The following is a 19562-nucleotide window of genomic DNA, read 5'->3' as shown; positions in this document are numbered from 1 at the left end:
TGGTTATGGCTTCAGGATGGAATTGGGCAGCCCCCGTTCCAGCGTCTGGGCCGAGAATACGTCGTCGGGAAGCCCCAGGTTGTAGCGCACTTCGGTTATCGTGAACACGGTCGCGTGTCCGGTCTTGAGGTTTTTTGCCTCCATCGTACGCGCGGTCCAAACTCCGTCGATTTGTTCGTAGTCCCGAATCGAGATCGTCTTGAACATCGCGCCGGACGGGTCCCAAAAATCGGTTCGACGCATAATCGACAGTTCCTTGTCGATAAATGTCTTCAGCTTCGAATACCCCAGTTCCTTTGCAATCGCCGGAGTCGTGGGAATCCCCTCGATGGCGTAACACGAATGACCGTCCACATCTTCTTCTCCGACGGTCTTCCACGTGCGGTCCAGCAACGATCCACGCGACTGGTTCTTGATGTCCTCGAACGTAAAGTCCGTTCCGAGAAACGAACTGCCCCGCTCGCCTCCGGAAATACGGCGCGTCTTCCGCATGGCGGGCAGATACAGCCATTGATCGTCGCTCTTTGCAGCATCGTCATAATCGAAGGTCAGCAGCGCGGTTCCGCGCACGTTGGACGGCTCCAAGAAGAACAGGGCGAACCGGCGGCCATCGTCAAAAGACTTACCGACGCCGCGCGTTAACCGTTCGCGAACTGATCCGTCCTTTTCGATCAGTTTCATCTGGATCGTTTGCAGCACATCCGTACTGGTATCGCGCGCATTCGCACGCGTGATGATGTCTTCGGCGCTCGGGAATTCCTCGCCGCTCGCCCCGCAAACAATGCCCATGCTCGCAACGTGCAAAGCCACGGCCGCGGCCAACGCACTGGAAAGTCGCCTGAACATATTGACTCCGTTATTGCCGGTCTTGTGATGGCAATGATACTACACCTTTGTCTCGCCGAGACGGATCGAGAAAGCGCGGACGAAACATCGCGATGAGCGCGGGCAACAACACGAGGCTCGTCACGAATCCAACAAGCAGCGCCGTCGACAGTAGGATACCGAACCACTGGAGCGGCGGCAGTTGGCTGAGGGTTAGTGTCACCATGCCCAGAATCAGGCTCAAGAAGTTGAAGAATACTGCCCTGCCCGTGGTAGCGAACATTGTCCGCAGCGCGGCATCGAGTGCGATGCCCTGTCCTTTAACCAAATGCACGAGGCGATCCAGTTCATGGATCGAGAAATTCACCGTTATCCCGATCGCGATAGATGCGTACGCAGACGTACCCAATCCGAGCCAAATGCCCGAAATGCCCATGACGGCATAAACCGCCACCAGTGTCGTAATCACCGGCACGATGCAGTAGACGCCCGCCACCCACGTTCGAAATCCAACAGAAGTCATTATCCACACCGTCAGCAAGGCAAGCAGCGCGCCGATGAAATGGCTCGCTTCAAGGTGGCGCATCCACTCGAAGTCGACATTCAAGCGCCCCGAGAGCCGCGCCGATATTCCCGGCGTGGCGAACTCGTCCATCAAGTACCGATCGGTTTCCTGCCGGATCGTGCGGGCGTCGCTGAAAAGGCCACTATTGCACAACGCGCGAACGACGGTCGTTTTATAGCCGCTATCAACCACGTGCGCCAGCCCGGTCGTGTCGCCCATCGAATACAGCAGCGCATACTGCGCGACCAGATTCTCCGTGGGGGGGAGTATGAAGGCGCCGGGTGCGTCGTCTGACATCGCCCGATTCATCAGCTTCATATAGTCCACAATCGATAGGGTGCCTTTGATGTGCGGCAATGACTCCAGAAAGCGCTGCAGATTCTCGATTCGCGCCAGGTTTTCCGGGCGGTACAGCGCTTCCGGCCCGTCTGCCTCAATGACGACATCCAGATACAGGGTGCCGTCCATGACGCGGTCAAATGCCGCCGCCGCCTGGTAAATGGGTTCGCTTGACCGGAAGTGACCGATGCGGGAGTCGTTGACCTCGACCTTGCTCGCCGCGTAAAGGCCGCAAGCCGTCAGGCCCGCGCACATGAGAACGATTGCCCGAGGGTGTGCGACAACTTTATTTCCGACAGACGCCAGGATTCGAGAGAAAAAGTCCTGCCGCTGCGAACCGTCCGCATTCGGACAAAGCGCGGGACTAGGCCGCACCGGAAGCAATACCAGCGCCGCGGGAATCGCAATCAACGTCGAAACCAGCGTCGCCACAATTCCCAGCGCCGCAAAACGCCCCATCATCTGCATGGGTGGCATGTACGACGTGACGCTTACCGCCAGGAAGCCAACGATGTCGGTTAACGTCGCGTAGATAATCGGCCGCCGCATGGTCATCATCACGTTGATGACGGTTTCGCGTTTGCGCTCCACGGGATCAATTGCGGTTTGCTCGTAGTATTCGCGCAGGATGTGAATTCCGTATGCGACCCCCAAGGCCATAATGTTCGCCGGTAGTACATTCGTCAGAACAACGAACGGCACACCCAGTATGGACATACTTCCCAAAGCGACAGCAGCGCCAAAAAGCGCGGATGTCCCAGGCAGAACCAGCCCACGAATCGTTCGATACGAAAGGAGCAGCACGGGCCCAATGAATACGACAACTGCTATCGCCATTCGGGTCGAGTCTTTGCTCAGATACGCGTCGAGATAGTCTGACGCAGTCGGCTGCCCGGCCACATGGATCGTTTCCCCGTGAATCGGCGCGCGCGCCTCCAGTGCCAACACCGCCCGATAGACGTCGCCGCCATCCGTTCCGTCGACGAGGCGGGCCGCAACAACGGCCGCGCTCCCGTCTCGCGCAACAAGGGAGCCCAGGTGAAGGGGAAAACCCATTACCCGTTCTCGAAAACCTGCGACCTCCTGCTCAGTCTGCGGAATCGATGGCGCCAGCGCTTCCGTGACGATTCCGTCTTCCGTGCCGCGAATCGATTTCTCCGTAAAGATGCTTGAGATTTCGCCTGGTCGAATGCCGTCGATGGCCGCAAGTTCTTCCGTGTACCAATCGATCAGCGATAAGGTCTGCGGGTTGAAAATTCCGAAAGGCTGCTTCGTATCAATCAATACGACCAGCGGTTCGTACAGGTCGAACCGCTCATTGGTTTCGTGCCAAAACGTAACGGCGGGATGGTCCGAGGGAATGTATGCGTCAGCCCCGGACTCCCGCTCGATTCCCGGGATTTGCAGCGCGAAGCCGATGAGCGACAAACCCCACAGGAGCAAGGCGACTTTGGGATACGCGGTGACCAGACGAAACAGCGGTAAAAGCGGTGAACTCGATGCGGCCGAGTCGCCTATTGTTCCCTTCGATATCGGCACACTGTTCCTTCGTGTGTTTTGCCTCTCGACGTACCGTGCGAAACGGAGCGGGCCAACAGGACCGATGGATGTCCATGTTAGCGCAAGCCGCAGAAACGAGAGGAACGAGTATGTTGAAAGCGAGAAAAGATAATCAAAAGGGGCCGCGAGCAACGTTGAACACGTACCTCGAAGCGCCCCACGCGCGGCATCGGTATGCGTACGCCGGCGACGCGAAATCCGCGGCCTCGGGCCGGGTCCAACCTCGACGGCGGGGCGGGTAACGTAATCGGTCATGTACCACTACAGCGACGTCGCGTGAAATTGTGTTGCGGATGCAAAGCGACTAGGCTAGCGTTTCGCGATTGAAGTCGAGGAACGCGCCGGATGTGTGGAATAGTTGGTTTTGTCGGCCATGCGCTCCAGGAGGGGGAACTTCACCGAGCGGTAGCCGCTCTTCACCACCGGGGTCCGGACGGAAATGGGATTTACCTTGCCCAGGGAGTCAATGTAGGCCTCGGGCACGCGCGGTTGGCGATCATGGATTTGCAGACCGGCGCGCAACCGCTTTTCTCGGAACACAACGACGTCGTCCTGGTCTGTAACGGCGAAATCTACGACTACGACCGCCTGCGTCGCGACCTCGAAGCCCGCGGTCACATGTTCCGATCGCGCAGCGACTCCGAACTGATCATACACTTGTACGAAGAATTCGGCCGCGATTTTGTCGCGCATCTGCGCGGCGAATTCGCGTTTCTCCTGTATGACGAAAACAGACAAGAACTGCTTGCCGTACGGGACCGCTTTGGCATTAAGCCACTTTTCTTTAATGTAGAACAGAACAAATTTCTCTTTGCCTCCGAAGCGAAGGCGCTGTTCGCCACCGGAAAACTCGCGCCGCGAATCAGTGTACCGTCGCTTCGGGACTACTTGAGCGGAGCAATGCCAGACTCCGTCTTCGAAGGTGTCGACGCCGTCCCTCCGGGCTACATGATCGTAGTGGACGTGAAGACCGGTACGCACAGCTTTCACCGGTATTGGGACCTGGACCTGCCCCCCGAGGGCGACTCAACGGCAACGCCAGACGCCGTAATTGCTCAACTTCGAGATGCCGTCGAGGAGTCTGTCCGCCTGCGACTGCGCGCCGATGTACCTGTCGGCGTGTATCTCAGCGGGGGGATCGATTCCGCGATCATTGCCGCGACGGTTGCGAAGTACCACACCGGCGCAGTGAAGGCCTTCACGATTGCATTTCCAGACGACCACGCGTTCAACGAGTTTCAGTTATCGCAGGACATGGCCCGGCACGTTGGGGCCGAGTTTCATTCCGTCACGTGCGACCTCGAAACGCTGCTCGCCAGCGCGGAAGACTTCCTATGGATTTCGGAGATTCCATTCCTGAATCTTCATGGGGTCGGTAAGTTCCTGCTCTCGCGGCTGGCTCGGGAACATGTCAAGGTTGTGCTTACGGGAGAGGGATCGGACGAGGTCTTTCTCGGATACGTCTATTTCCAGCCGGGCAAAGGATCGATGTCCGATCAAATGGTGAATCGGTTAAAGCCAAAACGGCCTCCGCGTGGCAAACGCCTCGACGACGTGGTTGCGCAATTGGGCTTTCTGCCGCTCCACGAGCACGCCCGCTCCCTTTCAGACCGTATGCAGAAAGTCATTGCAGGACTCTTCGACGCGAAGCATCGCGCGCGCCTCTTGTCGTCACGCCCTATGGCGCGCCTTCGCGGGCGAATCGACCGGTCCCAGACGGACCTGCTGCCGCACATGCGGCAAGTACAATACTTCAGCATAAAGTCCATGCTGGCGCCCTACCTTCTGGCCGCTCTGGGCGATCGTCCGGAACTGGCGCACGCAATCGAAGGACGCCCGCCGTTTCTCGACCACCACCTGTTCGACTTGGCGAGGCGCATTCCGGATGGCTTGAAGATCCGGGATGGTGTGGAAAAATACGTACTTCGCGAGGCCTTCGCCGGCCGTATTACGGAAGCCATCTACCGGCGGAAGAAGTGGCCGTACTTTGCTCCACCATTACGCATAAAGCGCGGCCATTCGGTCCAGCTCGACCAATTGCTCGATCGCTATCTTTCGCCGGGAGCCCTCGATCGCGCCGGCATTTTCAATAGAAAGGCAATCCGCGCCATGTTTAGGGTGCGCGCCGCAATACCATTTGAAAGCCGGCTTACTCGAACACTGGACGTTGTGTTGATGTTCGTTTTGTCCGTCCAAATCATCGAGCGGCTTTACGTTCAACAGTTCAACGCGCGATGCGGAGAATTTTCCGCGCCGAAACCCGCGGCGTGCGAGCCCGCGGCGGTTCAATAGCCGGCGCTTCCCGCGGGGACCGCTTCGTATCGGCGGCCCCTTTTGCAGGGACCGATGGCCCGCTGTACGGGTAATCGCGATGGGAGGGAGGAACGCGCGACGGAACTCCGCGCTAGACCTCGATGCCATACCGGCGTTTTTCGTCTGCCGTGAGGCCCATGATTTTGGCCGCGCGCGCGACTTGCTCGGCGTCGACGTGCTCATCGTCGTGCGCTTCGACTACGCGCTCGCCCCGGCACATCTTAAGACGCCGCTCGTTGGCGTCCATGATTTGGTAGAGGTCAAAACCGAACCGGTGCCGCATCACGTGACGACCGAGTTCGTTGACCATGCAATTCGTGCTGCATGTGCCGGTATTGTTCGGCATCTCCCAGCCCACCTTCTGCAATTCGGCGATCTGCTCGGGCAGCGGTGGCTTTCGCACGAACTCGTAAAACGGCACCAAAACCGTGCGGCACGCGCCCGGCTTGATGTCCGGCAACGCTCCGGGGACCTGCTCCTCGATTCGGCGGCGTAGCGCGAAGAAAGCCCGGCTCAACATGATATCGACCGTAGGCAGCGATTCGGTCGCAAGTACCGGCTTTCCGCTCAGGTCCATTCGGTTCTGTCCCTCCTGCGTACCGATGAAGCAGAATGCCGGGTCGTTCTCGATGCAGAACTTGGCGGCGTACGACGCAATCGAGGTAAAACACGCGCCACACGCCGAACCATACGTCATCGCCGCCCGGAGCACGTCGCTTTCGCTCTCGCGGGAATCTACGTCGAGCCCCGCGCGAAACACCTGATCCATCAGGTGCTTGCCCGGCGTTTCGATGTGAAGTGGCACGCCTATCTTGTCGCAAAGGCGGCGCGCGTTGGCAATCGCATGCGGCGATTGGTACCCCTGCTGAAGCATCCACGCGCACAGTCGCAAATCGCGTTTCGCGAGGTTGAGCAGCATGTACGAGGAATCTTTGCCGCCGCTGTACAACACCACGGCATCGTACTTGGAAGCCGGCGACTTGCGCGGCACAGAATCTATCACTTTCATCGGGGCGAGCACGGCAGACGGCATAATCGGTTTCATAGCGAGTACGCACTTCGCCAGCATTCGCCACGGACTGCGATCCGCGCGATAGACTCGAATCAGAATTTCGAGCAGTTTCTCAACATCTCCGCTGGTCGGTGGCGTAATGTCATCCTCGTGGGCGTTCGCACAGTACGAACATTGCCCGGATTCCTGCGTGCCGATTTGCGCAGATGCCATGTACCGATCATAGTCCAGCGGCATCCCGCAGGTCCGGCACAATGGGCTCAGGCGGGGTGGCGTATGCATCCGATCTCTCCAGTGGCGGCAAGCGCAGTTAGGAAGAATTGGCGAATTGCACGCTCGCTTCTAGTATTCGCTTTAGGCCGCAGGCGATCAATTTTGTGCGAATACGGTTAGGAGCACGGACGGGCGCACGAATGGCAGTCGTGGCCGGCAATTCCCAGGAGCGGCGCGGTCTCGAGTGCTGCTGCGGCCAACCACCTGCGCACACCGCCACGCATCGCTCGTCCGGCATGGATTGGTCCGGCGCCGGTGGGCCGGAGGGACGTCAACTCGATGGCGTATCGTCCATGCTGCGGCACACGGCGCGTTCGCGAGTCGCTCGTTGGCCTGTCATTCCGATTCCGGCTCGACGACCAAAACATCCTGCTTGCCGATGAGGCTCCTCAGATGGCTAATCATCGAAAGGGTCAACGTTGCGCCCCTTCGCGCCAAGAAGTGGCCGTCCGGGTCGTAAACGTTCTCAGCCAAGGTCAATCCCGGCCGTAGCGAGTCAGCCGGCACTCGGACAGTCTTCGTATCCTGGCTCGCCTTCCAGTAATCGGTGACGTAGACCAAGGCGCGCGGAACAAGTTCCGGATCGTAGGCTTTGCCGCGCTGTGCGCGAATATGTTCGCACACTTGATCGATCGCGTTTTCGCCGCGCGCATGTGACAGAAACGTGTCCACTCCGTCCGCGATGCGAATGATGCGCGCGGAGATCGACACGTGAGGCCCCTCCAAATTCCAGGGAAAACCCGTCCCGTCGAAGTTCTCGGAATGCTGCTCGATAAGCCCGGCTATCTTCATTGCTCCCGGCATCTCGCCCATGAGCGACGCGCCGATCAGCGGATACCGGCAATATACGGCCCGCTCATCGGGGTCCAGCAACCAGGGCGGCTTGCTTCGGATCGAGTCCGGCATCCCGAATTGTCCTATATCATGCAGCAGGGCGGCGATTCCCAGAACATTCTTCTCCGAACTCGTCAATTCCGCGGCGTCCGCCAAGTCCATCGCCATCTGCTCGACGCGAACGGCGTGGCTCTCGTCGGAGTGTCCGCTCTCAGCTATCAAGCTGGTAAATACTCGCACCGAATTGAGGAAGCCCGCTTCGAGCGCCTCTTTCTGGCTAGTGAGGTTTGAGATCGTCGCATTGAAGCTCTCGGTGATTTGGGCCAACTGTGCCTGCAACGCAAGACTGGCCTGGTCGATTTGCCCCGCCACACCAGCATGGGGCTGCGCCATGTCGATGCCTTTCGTCTGACGGTCCAACATGGCACGCACTTTGACCGCAAAAATGGGAAAATCGAACGGCTTGGATACCACGTCCGCGACGCCACGGGCGAACAGATCTCCCACAATCCGCGGATCCGCAACCCCGGTGATGACGATCACCATGGGGCGATTGTGTTTCGCCAGTACTTCCGTAATGAGTTGGTGACCGTGTTTTCTCGGCATGCGCAGGTCCGTGACAAGGACGTCGAAGTTTCTTTGGCGCAACTGGTTTTCCGCAACAATTCCGTCTTCGGCCACTTCACACCGCACACCTTCACGCTCGAAGGAAAGCCGGAGTAATTCCCTGACGTTCGCGTCGTCATCCACTACCAGGGCGCGGTACGGACTCGTTTCGTTCTTCATGTTAACTACGACTGCCTCTTTCCGCTTATGATATACGGAACCGATCGCAAGGCGGCGCTTTACCGCGTACTCGGTTGCAGGGCCGCCCGCACTGCGACCGCCAACTGGTCAAATAGAACCGGTTTCAAGAGTATGGCCGCAACCTGCAACGACCTTTCGTCGACGTTGGCGCCGTAACCCGTGGCCATAAGCACCACGATATCGGGCCGGATTCGTCTCAGCTCCGCTATCAGGGACCTGCCTGTCATCTGTGGCATCGTTTGGTCGGTGATCACAAGATCGAACTGGCCCGGGTCCGCGCGGAATGTAGCGATCGCTTCGACGGCGCTTGTCCGCACCGTCACCGTGTAGCCAAGTTTCTCCAGCATTCCGGCTGTCATCAACGCCACCGGCTCCTCATCGTCCACGACGAGAACCCGCTCGCCATTCCCGCGTGGCGCTTCCGTATGCCGATGCGACGCGTCCTCCTCCGCCCCGAGGATTAGCGGTAAGTAAATGTGAAAGACCGTACCCTGGCCCGGTTCGCTGTATACGGTAATAGTCCCTCCGTGCTGCTTCACAATTCCGTGGACCGTCGACAGGCCCAGTCCCGTGCCCCCTTCGTCATGTTTCGTCGTGAAGAACGGTTCGAATATTCGATTAACGGTCGCCGAATCCATCCCATGCCCCGTATCGGAAACCGAAATCTGGGCCCACAACCCTTCATTCAGTTCGAGCGAAGCCTTGGGGGTATGGCGGTCCACTTCGATCGAACGGAGCGACACCTCCAGTACGCCGCCATGGACCCGCATCGCGTGAGCGGCATTTGTACACAGGTTCATAATCACCTGGTGAATCTGCGTCGAGTCTGCCCGCACCAAATGGTCGAGAGGCTGTACGTCGGCGCGAAACTCGATGATGCGCGGAAGGCTGGCGCGCAACAGTTTCAATACTTCCTCGATGATCACGTCTAGACGGACTGGCCGCAGAATCGCTTCCGTCTGGCGGCTGAACGTCAGTATGTGCTGGACGAGGTCCCGCGCGCGAAGCGATGCCTTTTCGACCTGCTCCAGGTGCTTATGGAGCGGGTCGTCCGCGGCCATATCCAGCATTGCGATTTGGGTGTACCCCAGGATTGCGGCGAGGATGTTGTTGAAGTCATGCGCTATTCCAGCCGCCAGTCCCCCGATTGCTTCCATCTTTTGCGACTGGCGCAACTGGGCTTCCAGGTTCAGTTGCTCTGTAATATCGCGTTTGATCGCAACGAACGCGATTACATTTCCACGGCTGTCGCGTACCGGCGAGATGGTAGCGTCTTCCTCGTATAAGCTCCCATCCTTCCGCTTGTTGGTCATGTTTCCGCGCCACACCTCGCCGCGGGAAATGGTCTCCCAAAGGTGCGCGTAGAACGCGCCGCCCTGTTTGCCGCTCTTAAGTATCCTCGGGTTCTGCCCAACCGCCTCGTCACGCGTGTAACCGGTAATCTTTTCGAACGCCGGGTTAACGTACACAATCGCACCCGTCGTGTCCGTAATCACGATCGTCTCGGCCGCGTGCTCGACCGCCATCGCCAGCCGTTTTCGCTCCTCCTCCGTGCGCAAGCGTTCCGTAATGTCGCGCGCGACGCTCACGATATAATCTCGTCCAAGCGATACATATCGCAGCGTGACCTCGATCGGGTAAGTCGTCCCGTCTTTTCGACGGTGGAGGCTTTCGAGGCTCCACGAACCGGACTTGCGCAGTTCCTCCGCGCGCCGTGTGTACTCGGATTGATCGACGAGCGGATCGAAATCGAAGACCCGTTTCGTCAGCAGTTCCTCCCGCGTGTAACCCAGTGCATTGCACGCTTCCTCGTTGGCGTCGAGAACGCGCGCCGTATCGGGATCGATGATCGCGATTGCATCAAGACTCTTATCCATCAGCGATCGGAATAGCTTCAGCGATTCGGCCGCCTGTTTGCGCTCCTCGATTTCCGTGCGCAACGCGGCGGTTTGCTCCCGGACCCGCGACTCCAGTCCGTCAGCAAGCGTACGAAGCGCCGCCTGGGTTTTCTCGCGCGCCGCAATTTGACGCATCATCGGTCGCAGGACGAAGACGAGCAGCAGTGGGAATAGAAACAGTGTCAGGAGTGCTGCATGGACGACATCGACCGTTCCGGCGGGTAGCAGCGTCGCCAGGTATGGAAACGCCGCGACGAACGCGTACTGCAAGACGAAGATTGAGCCGCTCAGAACCAAAAGCAGCGCGTATGCGGGCCGGTACTCTGGCTGCGAGCGTGCCCGAACTCTGTCCTCATCGTCTGGCAATTCGCCGAGGGCCCCAAAAGTAAACCAACTCACGCTGTCACGAAGTTAACCCCTCCGCCTGGCAGGAAGGCCAGAGACAGAATTATCTATGCTATTAAAGCGATTTGTCAAGGGATTGCGAGCGGACACACATGAGTGATGGCCCAATCGCGAAGGGCTGTTACTTCGGCCCCGTCATCAAGTTCATATTTGTGACGGTGTTCTCTGCCTTGACCAGCGTGATCTTCAGGGAACGTGTTTCCTTCTCGAATGCGAGCGTCGCGACCGAATCGTCGGAAGGCGCCTCGCCCAGCGCCTTCCATCCGGCGCTCTCGGCCTGCTTGCGAAACTCTGCAACCGCCTCTGGGACCGACGAAGGAATTTGGCCTTGCACGACGAAGTATCCGCTGCCCGGTTGAGTCGAGTCCTTGCGCCCTTCGAGGCCGACCGGAATCGGCACGTCCGCGGGCAGTGCATCGGCTTTCGGCGCCTCCGCAGCAGGCGCGTCGGCGGACTGCGCTGGCGCAGGAGCGTTGGCGGGCGAACATCCGGCGGCCAACCCAACGACAAGCACCAAGCCCGCACGCATTACCGCACGCATGAACGCTATCCTCCCACGACCCGCTTGCAGACTTCGTTCAGCACACGACCGTCCGCGAGGTCGCCCAATTCCTTTTTCATCGCGCCGGTTAGTTTTCCCGCGTGGTTCAGTTCCGGGTGTGCCGCAAGGTATGAGCGCACCTTTGCCTCCAAGTCCGCTTCGGAGAGTTGCTGTGGCAGGAATTCGTTTATGATCGCAATCTCGGCTTCCGTCGCCGCGGTTTCCGCTGCCTTGCCTAAGTCACGGAAAATGTCGAGCGACTGTTGCCGCTTCTTGACTTCCGCGCGCAACACGGCAACCGACGCCTCGTCCGTCAGCGCGTCGCCCGACTCCTTCTCCTTCAACAGCAACGCGCCCTTCACCATCCGCAGACACTCGAGCCGCGGCGTGTTCTTGTCCTTCATCGCAGACTTCATCTCGTCCTGAACACGATCTTTGAGCGACATCACGGCCTCCTAACCATGCAGAAACTCTATCGGCTGCTTCGCCCATTTTCAATGCGTCAATAAGAAATCTCCGGACGAATTGCTCCATCCGGAGTGCCCGTCTTCACTCGTTACGGCTTAGCAGCCCTGTGGCAAAAGTTCTGTTGGCGGAAAATGTAGCGTCCGTCCTTCCATGGCGGACGTGAATTTCCCGGCAAAACTGTCTTTGGGCCCTTTCGCCCGGCATGGAAACCGGACGCTACAGGAGTCTTGCCACGGGCCGTTGGATGTTCGTCTCGTTCCCAAGCTCCCTGCCTGGAAACGCACCCGCTCCAGAAGCTCCGCTTCGCATTGCAACGGGATGGCAAAGTAGCTGCGCGGTCTTAAAGCTGGGGAAGAAAGCAAAGTAGTCGATGTTCTCATACGAATCGGAATCTCCAGCGACTGTTGCCGCTTCTTGACTTCCGCGCGCAACATGGCAACCGACGCCCCGTCCGTCAGCGCGTCGTCCGACTCCTTCTCCTTTAACAGCAACGCGTCCTTCACGATCCGCAGACACTCGAGCCGCGGTACATTCTTGTCCTTCATCGCCGACTTCATCTCGTCCTGAACTCGTTCCTTCAACGACATCTCGGCCTCCTATCGACATGACTCTATCGCCCTGCGGATAGGATTGCAGCGAAAGCCCGAACAAGTGGAATGGGACGGCCTTGAGAGAAACCTCTCTCTGCCAAGGACAGGTAGCGCTTACTTCACCGCGAAGGTCTCGGCCGCTTCTTCGCTTTGCGGAGGCGTGTCGGAGACAGGGATGGGGTCGCCGGTTTTGGCGTGCGCCTCGCCGCGGTAGAGAATTTCGCAGCACCCACGGCAAACTGCAAACCCGCTCTCGCGGCGGCGCTGGCGGAATTGCCGGGTGATTTCGTTGTTGCGCAGTTCCTTCAGGGTATTTTCGCGGACGTTGCCGACCTTCTGAATCCAGCAGGGGTACACGCCGCCCTTGGCGCCGACGATGAGCGTGGACCAGATTGAGCGGCAGTCGAACTTGCGCAGATCGTAGCCTTGGTCGTAGTGGTTGACGACTTCCTCGAACGGCATGCGCGGCATGCGCACTTCGATACCGATGCGCGCCGCCTCATCCAGCGTCTTGTGCAGGGACTCCTCCAGGCGTTTGCGCTCGATGCGCGGTTGCTTGAAGTCGTCGCGCGTGAGCGTGCCGGGATCGACGCGGCCCAACTCGGGGATGTCGTGAACGCGCGTTTCGGTAAGCAAGTTCAACACGTTTGCGCCCGCGTCCTTTGCGACGTGCGGCATCTCCGGCAGGCAGTGGAGGTTCGCTTCCTGAATCACCGTATTGATGTGAATCAATGGCGCCGGCTTGCCGAGTTCCTCGCGATACTTCGCAATCGCCTCGATGCCCCTAATGCTCTTATCGTAGGCGCCGCGCTGCGCGCGGATGACGTCGTGCGTCTCTTGCGTGCCATCGAGCGACACGCCCGCAAAGTTGAACCCAATCCCGCCGAGCCGCTTCGGCGCGAGCTCGACACAACGCTTCGCGCGCTCGTCCGTCAGCATCGTCGCGTTCGAGATAAAATGAACGCGCCGCTTCGAGCAGGCGTACTCGAAGATCCGCATGAAGTCCTTCCGAACAAACACCTCGCCGCCGGTAAACGTGATGAAGCTGAACCGCCCGGTCTGGTCGACGACGTTCAACCACTCCTCGGTGGTGAGCTCGCCCTCCGCCTGAATCCGCGTGGGCACGGTCTCCAGCCAGTCGATGTACTGACACATCTTGCAGCGCAGGTTGCAGCGGCGTGTGATCTCGAAATAGTAGTGCCATGTCGGGAAAGAATACGCCTCCCGCGAAAAACGGTACGGCAACTCGGTGTACAAGTTCGTCAAACCCTTGTACAACCGGGTGATCTTACCTTGGAGCGTCGTCGTGCCGGCGGCCATAATCCCTATTCCCAAGTAGCCTTTGCCATTATCCATTCAGGCCCTGCAGAGAGCGTAACAATCCCGGGGGAACGTGTAATTCCGTATCCAGGACACAAAAATCGTTTCTCCCGGTAAGTGTACACGTATATCGCGCCCCTATACCATGCTGGACACCGGCTTCAAGTATAGCCTAGAGTGGCGAAGCGCCAATCTGCGACAGAGACACGCGGGTCATGTGGTCAGATGTCCGTTTCATAGCCGCAATTCCGTTCGCTTCGGCGGTGGTAGCCGCAGTTCTTTGCGGCTACCTGTGGCCTAAACGGCGCAATCCCATTGGAAGGTGGGTGCTTTGCCTGATTGCGGCGTGCGGAGTCTGGAGTTTCTTCTACGGTCTTGAACTGATCGTCCCTCAACTTCAAGCCAAAGTGTTCGCGGCGCAATTTCAGTATGTTGGCATTGTCTTTGTGGCGCCGTCGTGGTGCTTCGCCGCTGTGTACGCGTCGGGGCTCGGACGTTACTTGAGCGGCAAACGCCTGGCAGCGCTTTCTGCAATCCCAGTGCTTACCCTGATTGCCGCGTTCACCAATTCGTATCATGGCATGCTCTGGCGGGATATTTGGATATCGACGGATGGATTGCCGTTTCTGCGGTTTCATTACGGGTGGGTCTTTTGGCTCAACAACCAGTACGCGTGGGCGTTGTTGCTGTGTGGCACGATACTGCTGCTGCGCAACGCTTTTGCTGGGCAGTCGCTTTACAGGGGTCAGCGCGTCTTCATGGTGCTTACGATTCTTGTGCCGTGGGTGGCGAACGCGGCATACGTACTTGACGCGGGCCCGATCTCCGGCTTGGACCTTACGCCATTCGCGTTTGTGGTATCGGCGCTGTTTCTCGTCCTGAGCGTCGTCCGGTATCGGTTGTCCGAGGTTGTGCCTGTTGCCCGGGAGTTTGTTCTCGAACACATAGACGATTGCATGTTTGTTCTCGATATGGATGGGAAGGTTATCGACGTAAACCATGCGGGGCTCGCGATCCTCGGCGCGGATGCGCGCTCGGTCGTGGGGTACCCCGCTAACGCGGTGTTTGCGCAAGTCCCCGCGTTAAAACGTCTCACCGTGTGTTCCGATGGCATTACCGCCCGGTTTCGACAGGCGGTTGGGGATGTCCCAGCCATGTACGCGGCCCACGTGACGTCGGTCAAGACGAATTACGGAATGCCATTGTGCCGTATCATCACTTGTTGGAACATTACCTCTGAAATCGCCGCCGCGGCGTCCTTGCGTGAAAGGGAAGCGCGCTATAAGGACCTCTTCGAAGAATCGCCGATCGCGCTCTGGCAGGAGGATTTCTCGGAGGTGCGGCAATTCGTGGAACGCTTACGCGCATCAGGTGTGACCGACATCGAGCGACACTTTGTCGGGCGCCCGGAAGCAGTGGTGGAATGCGCGCGACTGGTAAAGGTGCTCGACGTAAATCGCGCGGCCCTTGTACAGCACGGCGCTTCGGACAAGAAGGAACTGCTGGACAGTCTTCCGGCCCTCTTCACGGAGCAAACGTTACTTGTCTTCCGAGACGAAGTTGTCGCGCTGTCCGAGGGGAAGACCGTCTTTTCAGCCGAATCGGAACGCAAATCTCTTACCGGAAAAGTATTCTGGGTTGCGGTGAATGTCCGCGTGCTCCCGGGCCATGAAGATACGCTCGGCTGCGTGCTCGTATCGAACATTGATATCACAAAGCGAAAAGTCGCCGAAGACGACTTGATGCGGCTTGGCCTTCAAGTCCGCGGTTTGCGCGGCGGCAAACAAACTGAAAACTGACCTATAGTTTCGCCGGCGTCAGATTGCTTCGTACTACTGCGGTAATCGCAAGTGCATACTCTTCAGTCGAGTCAACTGGAGAAATCCGTAGTGCGACAGGCTTGCGCCGCGGCCTGTATCTTTGACGCCGGTCCAAGGAAGGCCGGGGTCGCAATAATCGCACCGGTTGAGGAAGAACGTGCCGGTTTCGATCTGTTCGCCGACGCGGATCGCGCGCTCGACGTCCGTTGTCCAAATCGACGCAGTGAGACCGTAGGCACTGTCGTTCATTAGGCGGATCGCTTCGGCGTCGTCCGCCACGGGCGCAATGCCGATGACGGGGCCAAAGCTTTCTTCCTGCATGAGGCTGCAGTTCTGCGGCGCATCGGCGACGACGGCGGGTTGTGCGAACCAGCCTCGATCGGGAAACGTGAAGTCCTTGCCGGATACGACGAGTTTCCCGCCTGACTCCACGGCGTCGTCGACTTGTCCTGCCAGGAACGCTGCCGCGGTCTTTGACGCCATAGGACCGAGAGTCGTCGTGTCCGCCTGGGGATTGCCGGGCGCAATGTATTTCTTCGTCTCTGCAATATACGCCTCAACGAAATCCTTGTAGATCGATTGGTCGACGTACACGCGCTCGATTGCACAGCATGACTGGCCCGCATTGTAGAACGCGCCGTCAACACAATTCTCGACCGCGCTCGCGAAGTCCGCGTCAGCACAGACGTAAGCGGGGTCCTTGCCGCCAAGTTCGAGTCCGAGGTTAATGAAGCGTCCGGACGCGGCCCGGACCATATCGTGACCGCCATGAGTCGATCCCGTGAACGACACGAAGTCCACGCCGGGATGTTTGACAAACGCTTCGGCGACGCCGTGTTCACAAACCACGTGCTGCACAAGATTATCCGGTGCGCCAGCCTTCTTGAATGCGTCTTCGAATGCCTGTCCGCAAAGCGGCGTCTTGCTCGAGTGTTTGAGAATCACCGCATTGCCCGCGAGCACGGACGGCACCACGACGTTTACCGCGATAAGCAACGGATAATTCCACGCAGCGATATCAAACACGACACCAAGCGGTTCGTGGCGAATGTACCGTTTGAAACCGGCAATTCCCGGCACGAACTCGTCTGCGAGCGTCTCCTGCGCGATGCCGATCATGTATTCCGCGCGCTCGACGAGCCGGTTCACTTCGCCGCGCGCCTGCTTTACGGGCTTGCCCATCTGCCGCGAAGTATTCGATGCGACCTCGTCTCTCATTCCCGTGAACGCCTCGACAAAGCGCCTGCACAGCGCAACGCGTGCGTCGATGGGTACTGCGCGCCATCCGTAGTAGGCGTGCCGCGCACGCGCGACGACGCGGTCGACTTCGTTGAGCGAGAGCAGCGGCAGGGCCAGCTCTATCTGCTCGGTGTATGGATTGATAACACGGAGTTCATTGGCGCTCATACGATTCGTCCTTCCGAAATTGGACCGCGCGACGGATCACGCTGCAATCCGTCGCGCGGGGGATTATACAAGTCAAACCATATGCAATGGGGACACGGCCCAGATTTGTCCGGCTTGGCCGATGAGGAGCCACGCACCATCCTGTTCGGCGTCGCAACGAATACCGTGCTCGTCCACGCTTTTCGGGGCGTTACTTCTGCCTTTACCCGCTCGGCCCGGCTGCCAGGCTATTCGTCCGCGGGCACGGGGGGCACGAGGCTGCGTACAAAGCCGACCGGCTTCTCGGGCTCCGGCGCGCCGTACTCGACGTTTAGCGCGGCGAGGATTGTGCCCTCGGCGAGCTTCAGATCGGTGAGCGCCTTCTCGTAGTCGATTTTCGCCTGCACTTCCTGCGCGTGCGCGTTCGCGAGGTCTTCCTGCGTGCGCAGAACTTCGAAGCTTGTCGATATGCCCAGCTTTAGTCGCTTCTCTTCCGCAGACACGTTGGTTTCCTGCAACGAGCGGGCCTGTCCGCTGCTTTCGACAATGATGCGGCTCGATGCCGCTTGCCGTATGGCATTGCGCACGTTGATGGCGATTTCGCTTTTCGTCTTGTACAGGCGGTCTTTCGCCTGACGTTTCGATTGCAGCGCCTTCATGTACTGCCCGCGCGCGGCACGGTTGGTAATCGGAATCTCGCCGTCGATCTGGAGCGAGTAGGAGTTGTCGTCGCGGCTGGAGACGCCGTCGAACACCGTGCCGGCATCGTCGCCGCGCGCGCCCTGAAACACGCTGCCGGAGACATCGAGCTTCATCTGCATGTTGTTCGCGGCGCGGTAGCGGTCAAGTTCCGCGCTGTCGATCTCGAGTTCGGCCGATTTCAGTTCCGGCCGGTTCTCGAATGCGCGGCTGACGCTGGCTTGCTCGTCGAGATCCAGTTCTTTCGCTTCGGGAGCATCGGCCGCCACGATCCGCTTGTTCGAAAACTCCTCGTTCTCCTTCAGGTCCAGCAACAGTTTTAACCGGTCTTCCGCGATGCCGACTTGGTTGCGCGCCGCGATAACGTCGCTCGTGCGTTGCGCCACGCTTGCCTTTGCCTGCACCACCTCGAGCGCCGCGCCAATACCGATATCGAGCCGGCGCTGGTTCACGTCCATAAGCCGCTGCGCATTCTCGAGCGAAGTCTCGCGGACGATTAATTGCTGTTCCGCGCCGACGAGGTCCCAATATGCCTTGACCACGTCCGACACGGTCGTCATCACCTGCGACATCAACTGGTTTTCGGCGATCTCGCGGCTGTTCTTAGCGATGCGAATGCGCGCGAGGTTTGCCTTTGGTCCCCGCCCGCGCAGTAACGGCTGGGTTATGGATAGCGTGAGTCCGCCGCTGAATTCCGACTCGTTGTTGCTGTACGTCGACTTTTCCTCAACCACCGACATCTTCACCTGGTACTGCGTGCCCCACGGAATTTTGCCTTGCAGCGTCGTCTCGTAAGTATTCGAATCCTGCTCGATGATGAATTCCTGGTCGCCAGGATTCAGGAAGTTGCGGACTGTGTTTCCCGCGCTGGATACGAGGGTTAGCGCGCCGGTGAGCAGCAGCCGGCCGAGGCCCAAGCTGTTATTGCTTTCGTCGTCACCGCGCAGATTTATCCGATTGATGGATCGCAGCACGTTTCCCAGTACGTTGCTGTTCCCGCCACCCAACAGGCTGCTGCTGCTGCCGAGACCGCCCGTGAACGAACTGATCTGCGACGATGCCTTCGACTCGACGCTACTCTTCGCGTATTTTCCCGAAAGTACCGGATCGAATTCGCCCTTGGCCTGCATGATGTCGCCGTCCACTTTCAGCGGCTCGTACGACGTAACAATGATGTCGCGATTGTTGGAGAGTGCGAGTTGCACGGCCTCCTGCATCGACATCCGCAATTCCTCGCGCGGCGGCACCGCCTTTTTTAGTTCCTCGTGCAGCTTGTCCAGATTGATGGAATTCAGGTCGATGGTGCCGGCGCCGGTGCGTACTTGGCCCGCGCGCACTTGTGTCGCAGGAGGGACGATAACGCCGTTGATGGTGTTTGGCTCGGGCGTGTCAGACTCGTCGGTCGCGGCGACGGGTGCGGCCGCTGCCTGTGCCACCCAATCGTTTACGCTCTTGACGTCGCCTGGAGTGGGCCTTGCCGATTCGGGCGATCCCTCAGCGTCTTGCCGTTCGGGGTCGATTGCCGTTGCCGGAACACCGGTCTTCACCAGTGCGGCATCGGGGGCTGGGTCGGGTTCGGGGCTCAACGCGGACTCGGGTGGTTCAACAGCGGGCAGTAGCGCCTCCGGCGGAATAGTCGAGTCCGCGGCGGCTGCCTTCGCAACGGGTTCCTTGGGTTCGTTTGGACCCGGCTCGGGCGATGCCTCGACGGTGGTATCCGCCTTCGCCTCGCCCGTCTTCGCCCAATCGCCGATAGATATCTTGCCAGGCTCGCCGAGCACGGGAATTGCCGCGCAGACAAAAGCGGCCGGCAAGAACAGCGCGCCAATGATTCGGCGCATGTCGTGCATACATCTCCTCCCAGCATCCCGCGCATTTCCGACAGTGCCGTGGTCAGCGGCGTACGC

13 protein-coding genes are annotated in these 19562 nt (G+C 59.1%); 2 read left to right on the top strand and 11 right to left on the bottom strand.

Translation table 11 applies throughout. The features are described from left to right. Positions 1 to 3: 3 nt before the first annotated feature. The gene (locus HUU46_12735; GenBank protein NUM54505.1) at positions 4 to 846 is read right to left on the bottom strand and encodes an outer membrane lipoprotein-sorting protein; all 843 of its coding nucleotides are present in this window, start codon (positions 844 to 846) and stop codon (positions 4 to 6) included. Positions 847 to 856: 10 nt separating this feature from the next. Next, positions 857 to 3268, bottom strand: a complete 2412-nt coding sequence (locus tag HUU46_12730; GenBank protein NUM54504.1) for an MMPL family transporter — start codon at positions 3266 to 3268, stop codon at positions 857 to 859. A 366-nt stretch (positions 3269 to 3634) separates the two neighbouring features. Here HUU46_12730 and asnB point away from each other — a divergent pair, with 366 nt between their 5' ends. Beyond that, the gene (gene asnB / locus HUU46_12725) at positions 3635 to 5581 is read left to right on the top strand and encodes an asparagine synthase (glutamine-hydrolyzing) (GenBank protein ID NUM54503.1); all 1947 of its coding nucleotides are present in this window, start codon (positions 3635 to 3637) and stop codon (positions 5579 to 5581) included. Positions 5582 to 5693: 112 nt separating this feature from the next. Here the strand turns inward: asnB and HUU46_12720 are convergent, their stop codons facing one another. The 7 genes from HUU46_12720 to HUU46_12690 all read right to left on the bottom strand — a co-directional run bounded on the left by HUU46_12720 (position 5694) and on the right by HUU46_12690 (position 13786). Beyond that, positions 5694 to 6896 (bottom strand): hypothetical protein, encoded by a 1203-nt coding sequence (locus HUU46_12720; protein NUM54502.1) that lies wholly within the window; start codon positions 6894 to 6896, stop codon positions 5694 to 5696. Between the two features lie 327 nt (positions 6897 to 7223). Continuing rightward, on the bottom strand, positions 7224 to 8507 hold the full coding sequence (locus HUU46_12715; protein NUM54501.1) for a response regulator: 1284 nt from the start codon (positions 8505 to 8507) through the stop codon (positions 7224 to 7226). Positions 8508 to 8566: 59 nt separating this feature from the next. Beyond that, positions 8567 to 10825: a PAS domain S-box protein gene (locus HUU46_12710; GenBank protein ID NUM54500.1), complete on the bottom strand. Its 2259-nt coding sequence runs from the start codon at positions 10823 to 10825 to the stop codon at positions 8567 to 8569. A gap of 127 nt (positions 10826 to 10952) precedes the next feature. Next, positions 10953 to 11372 carry a hypothetical protein gene (locus HUU46_12705; protein NUM54499.1) on the bottom strand — a complete coding sequence of 140 codons (420 nt, stop codon included), beginning with the start codon at positions 11370 to 11372 and terminating at the stop codon, positions 10953 to 10955. A 5-nt stretch (positions 11373 to 11377) separates the two neighbouring features. Then, positions 11378 to 11818 carry a GatB/YqeY domain-containing protein gene (locus HUU46_12700; protein NUM54498.1) on the bottom strand — a complete coding sequence of 147 codons (441 nt, stop codon included), beginning with the start codon at positions 11816 to 11818 and terminating at the stop codon, positions 11378 to 11380. Between the two features lie 117 nt (positions 11819 to 11935). After that, positions 11936 to 12427 carry a GatB/YqeY domain-containing protein gene (locus tag HUU46_12695; protein NUM54497.1) on the bottom strand — a complete coding sequence of 164 codons (492 nt, stop codon included), beginning with the start codon at positions 12425 to 12427 and terminating at the stop codon, positions 11936 to 11938. Between the two features lie 117 nt (positions 12428 to 12544). Beyond that, on the bottom strand, positions 12545 to 13786 hold the full coding sequence (locus HUU46_12690) for a radical SAM protein (GenBank protein NUM54496.1): 1242 nt from the start codon (positions 13784 to 13786) through the stop codon (positions 12545 to 12547). Between the two features lie 179 nt (positions 13787 to 13965). Here HUU46_12690 and HUU46_12685 point away from each other — a divergent pair, with 179 nt between their 5' ends. After that, entirely contained in the window at positions 13966 to 15549 is a 1584-nt protein-coding gene (locus tag HUU46_12685) for a PAS domain-containing protein (GenBank protein NUM54495.1), read from the top strand. A 33-nt stretch (positions 15550 to 15582) separates the two neighbouring features. On the opposite strand, the gene HUU46_12680 is transcribed toward HUU46_12685, so the two are convergent. Both HUU46_12680 and HUU46_12675 read right to left on the bottom strand, forming a co-directional pair. After that, a complete protein-coding gene (locus tag HUU46_12680) occupies positions 15583 to 16977 on the bottom strand; it encodes an aldehyde dehydrogenase family protein (GenBank protein ID NUM54494.1) in 1395 nt (464 codons plus the stop codon). 227 nt (positions 16978 to 17204) lie between these two features. Next, entirely contained in the window at positions 17205 to 19505 is a 2301-nt protein-coding gene (locus HUU46_12675; GenBank protein NUM54493.1) for a TolC family protein, read from the bottom strand. Positions 19506 to 19562: the final 57 nt, after the last annotated feature.

The sequence above is a fragment of the Candidatus Hydrogenedentota bacterium genome (genome assembly GCA_013359265.1).
In the GTDB taxonomy this organism is placed as follows: domain Bacteria; phylum Hydrogenedentota; class Hydrogenedentia; order Hydrogenedentales; family SLHB01; genus JABWCD01.
This window is presented reverse-complemented; position numbering and strand designations above follow the sequence as displayed.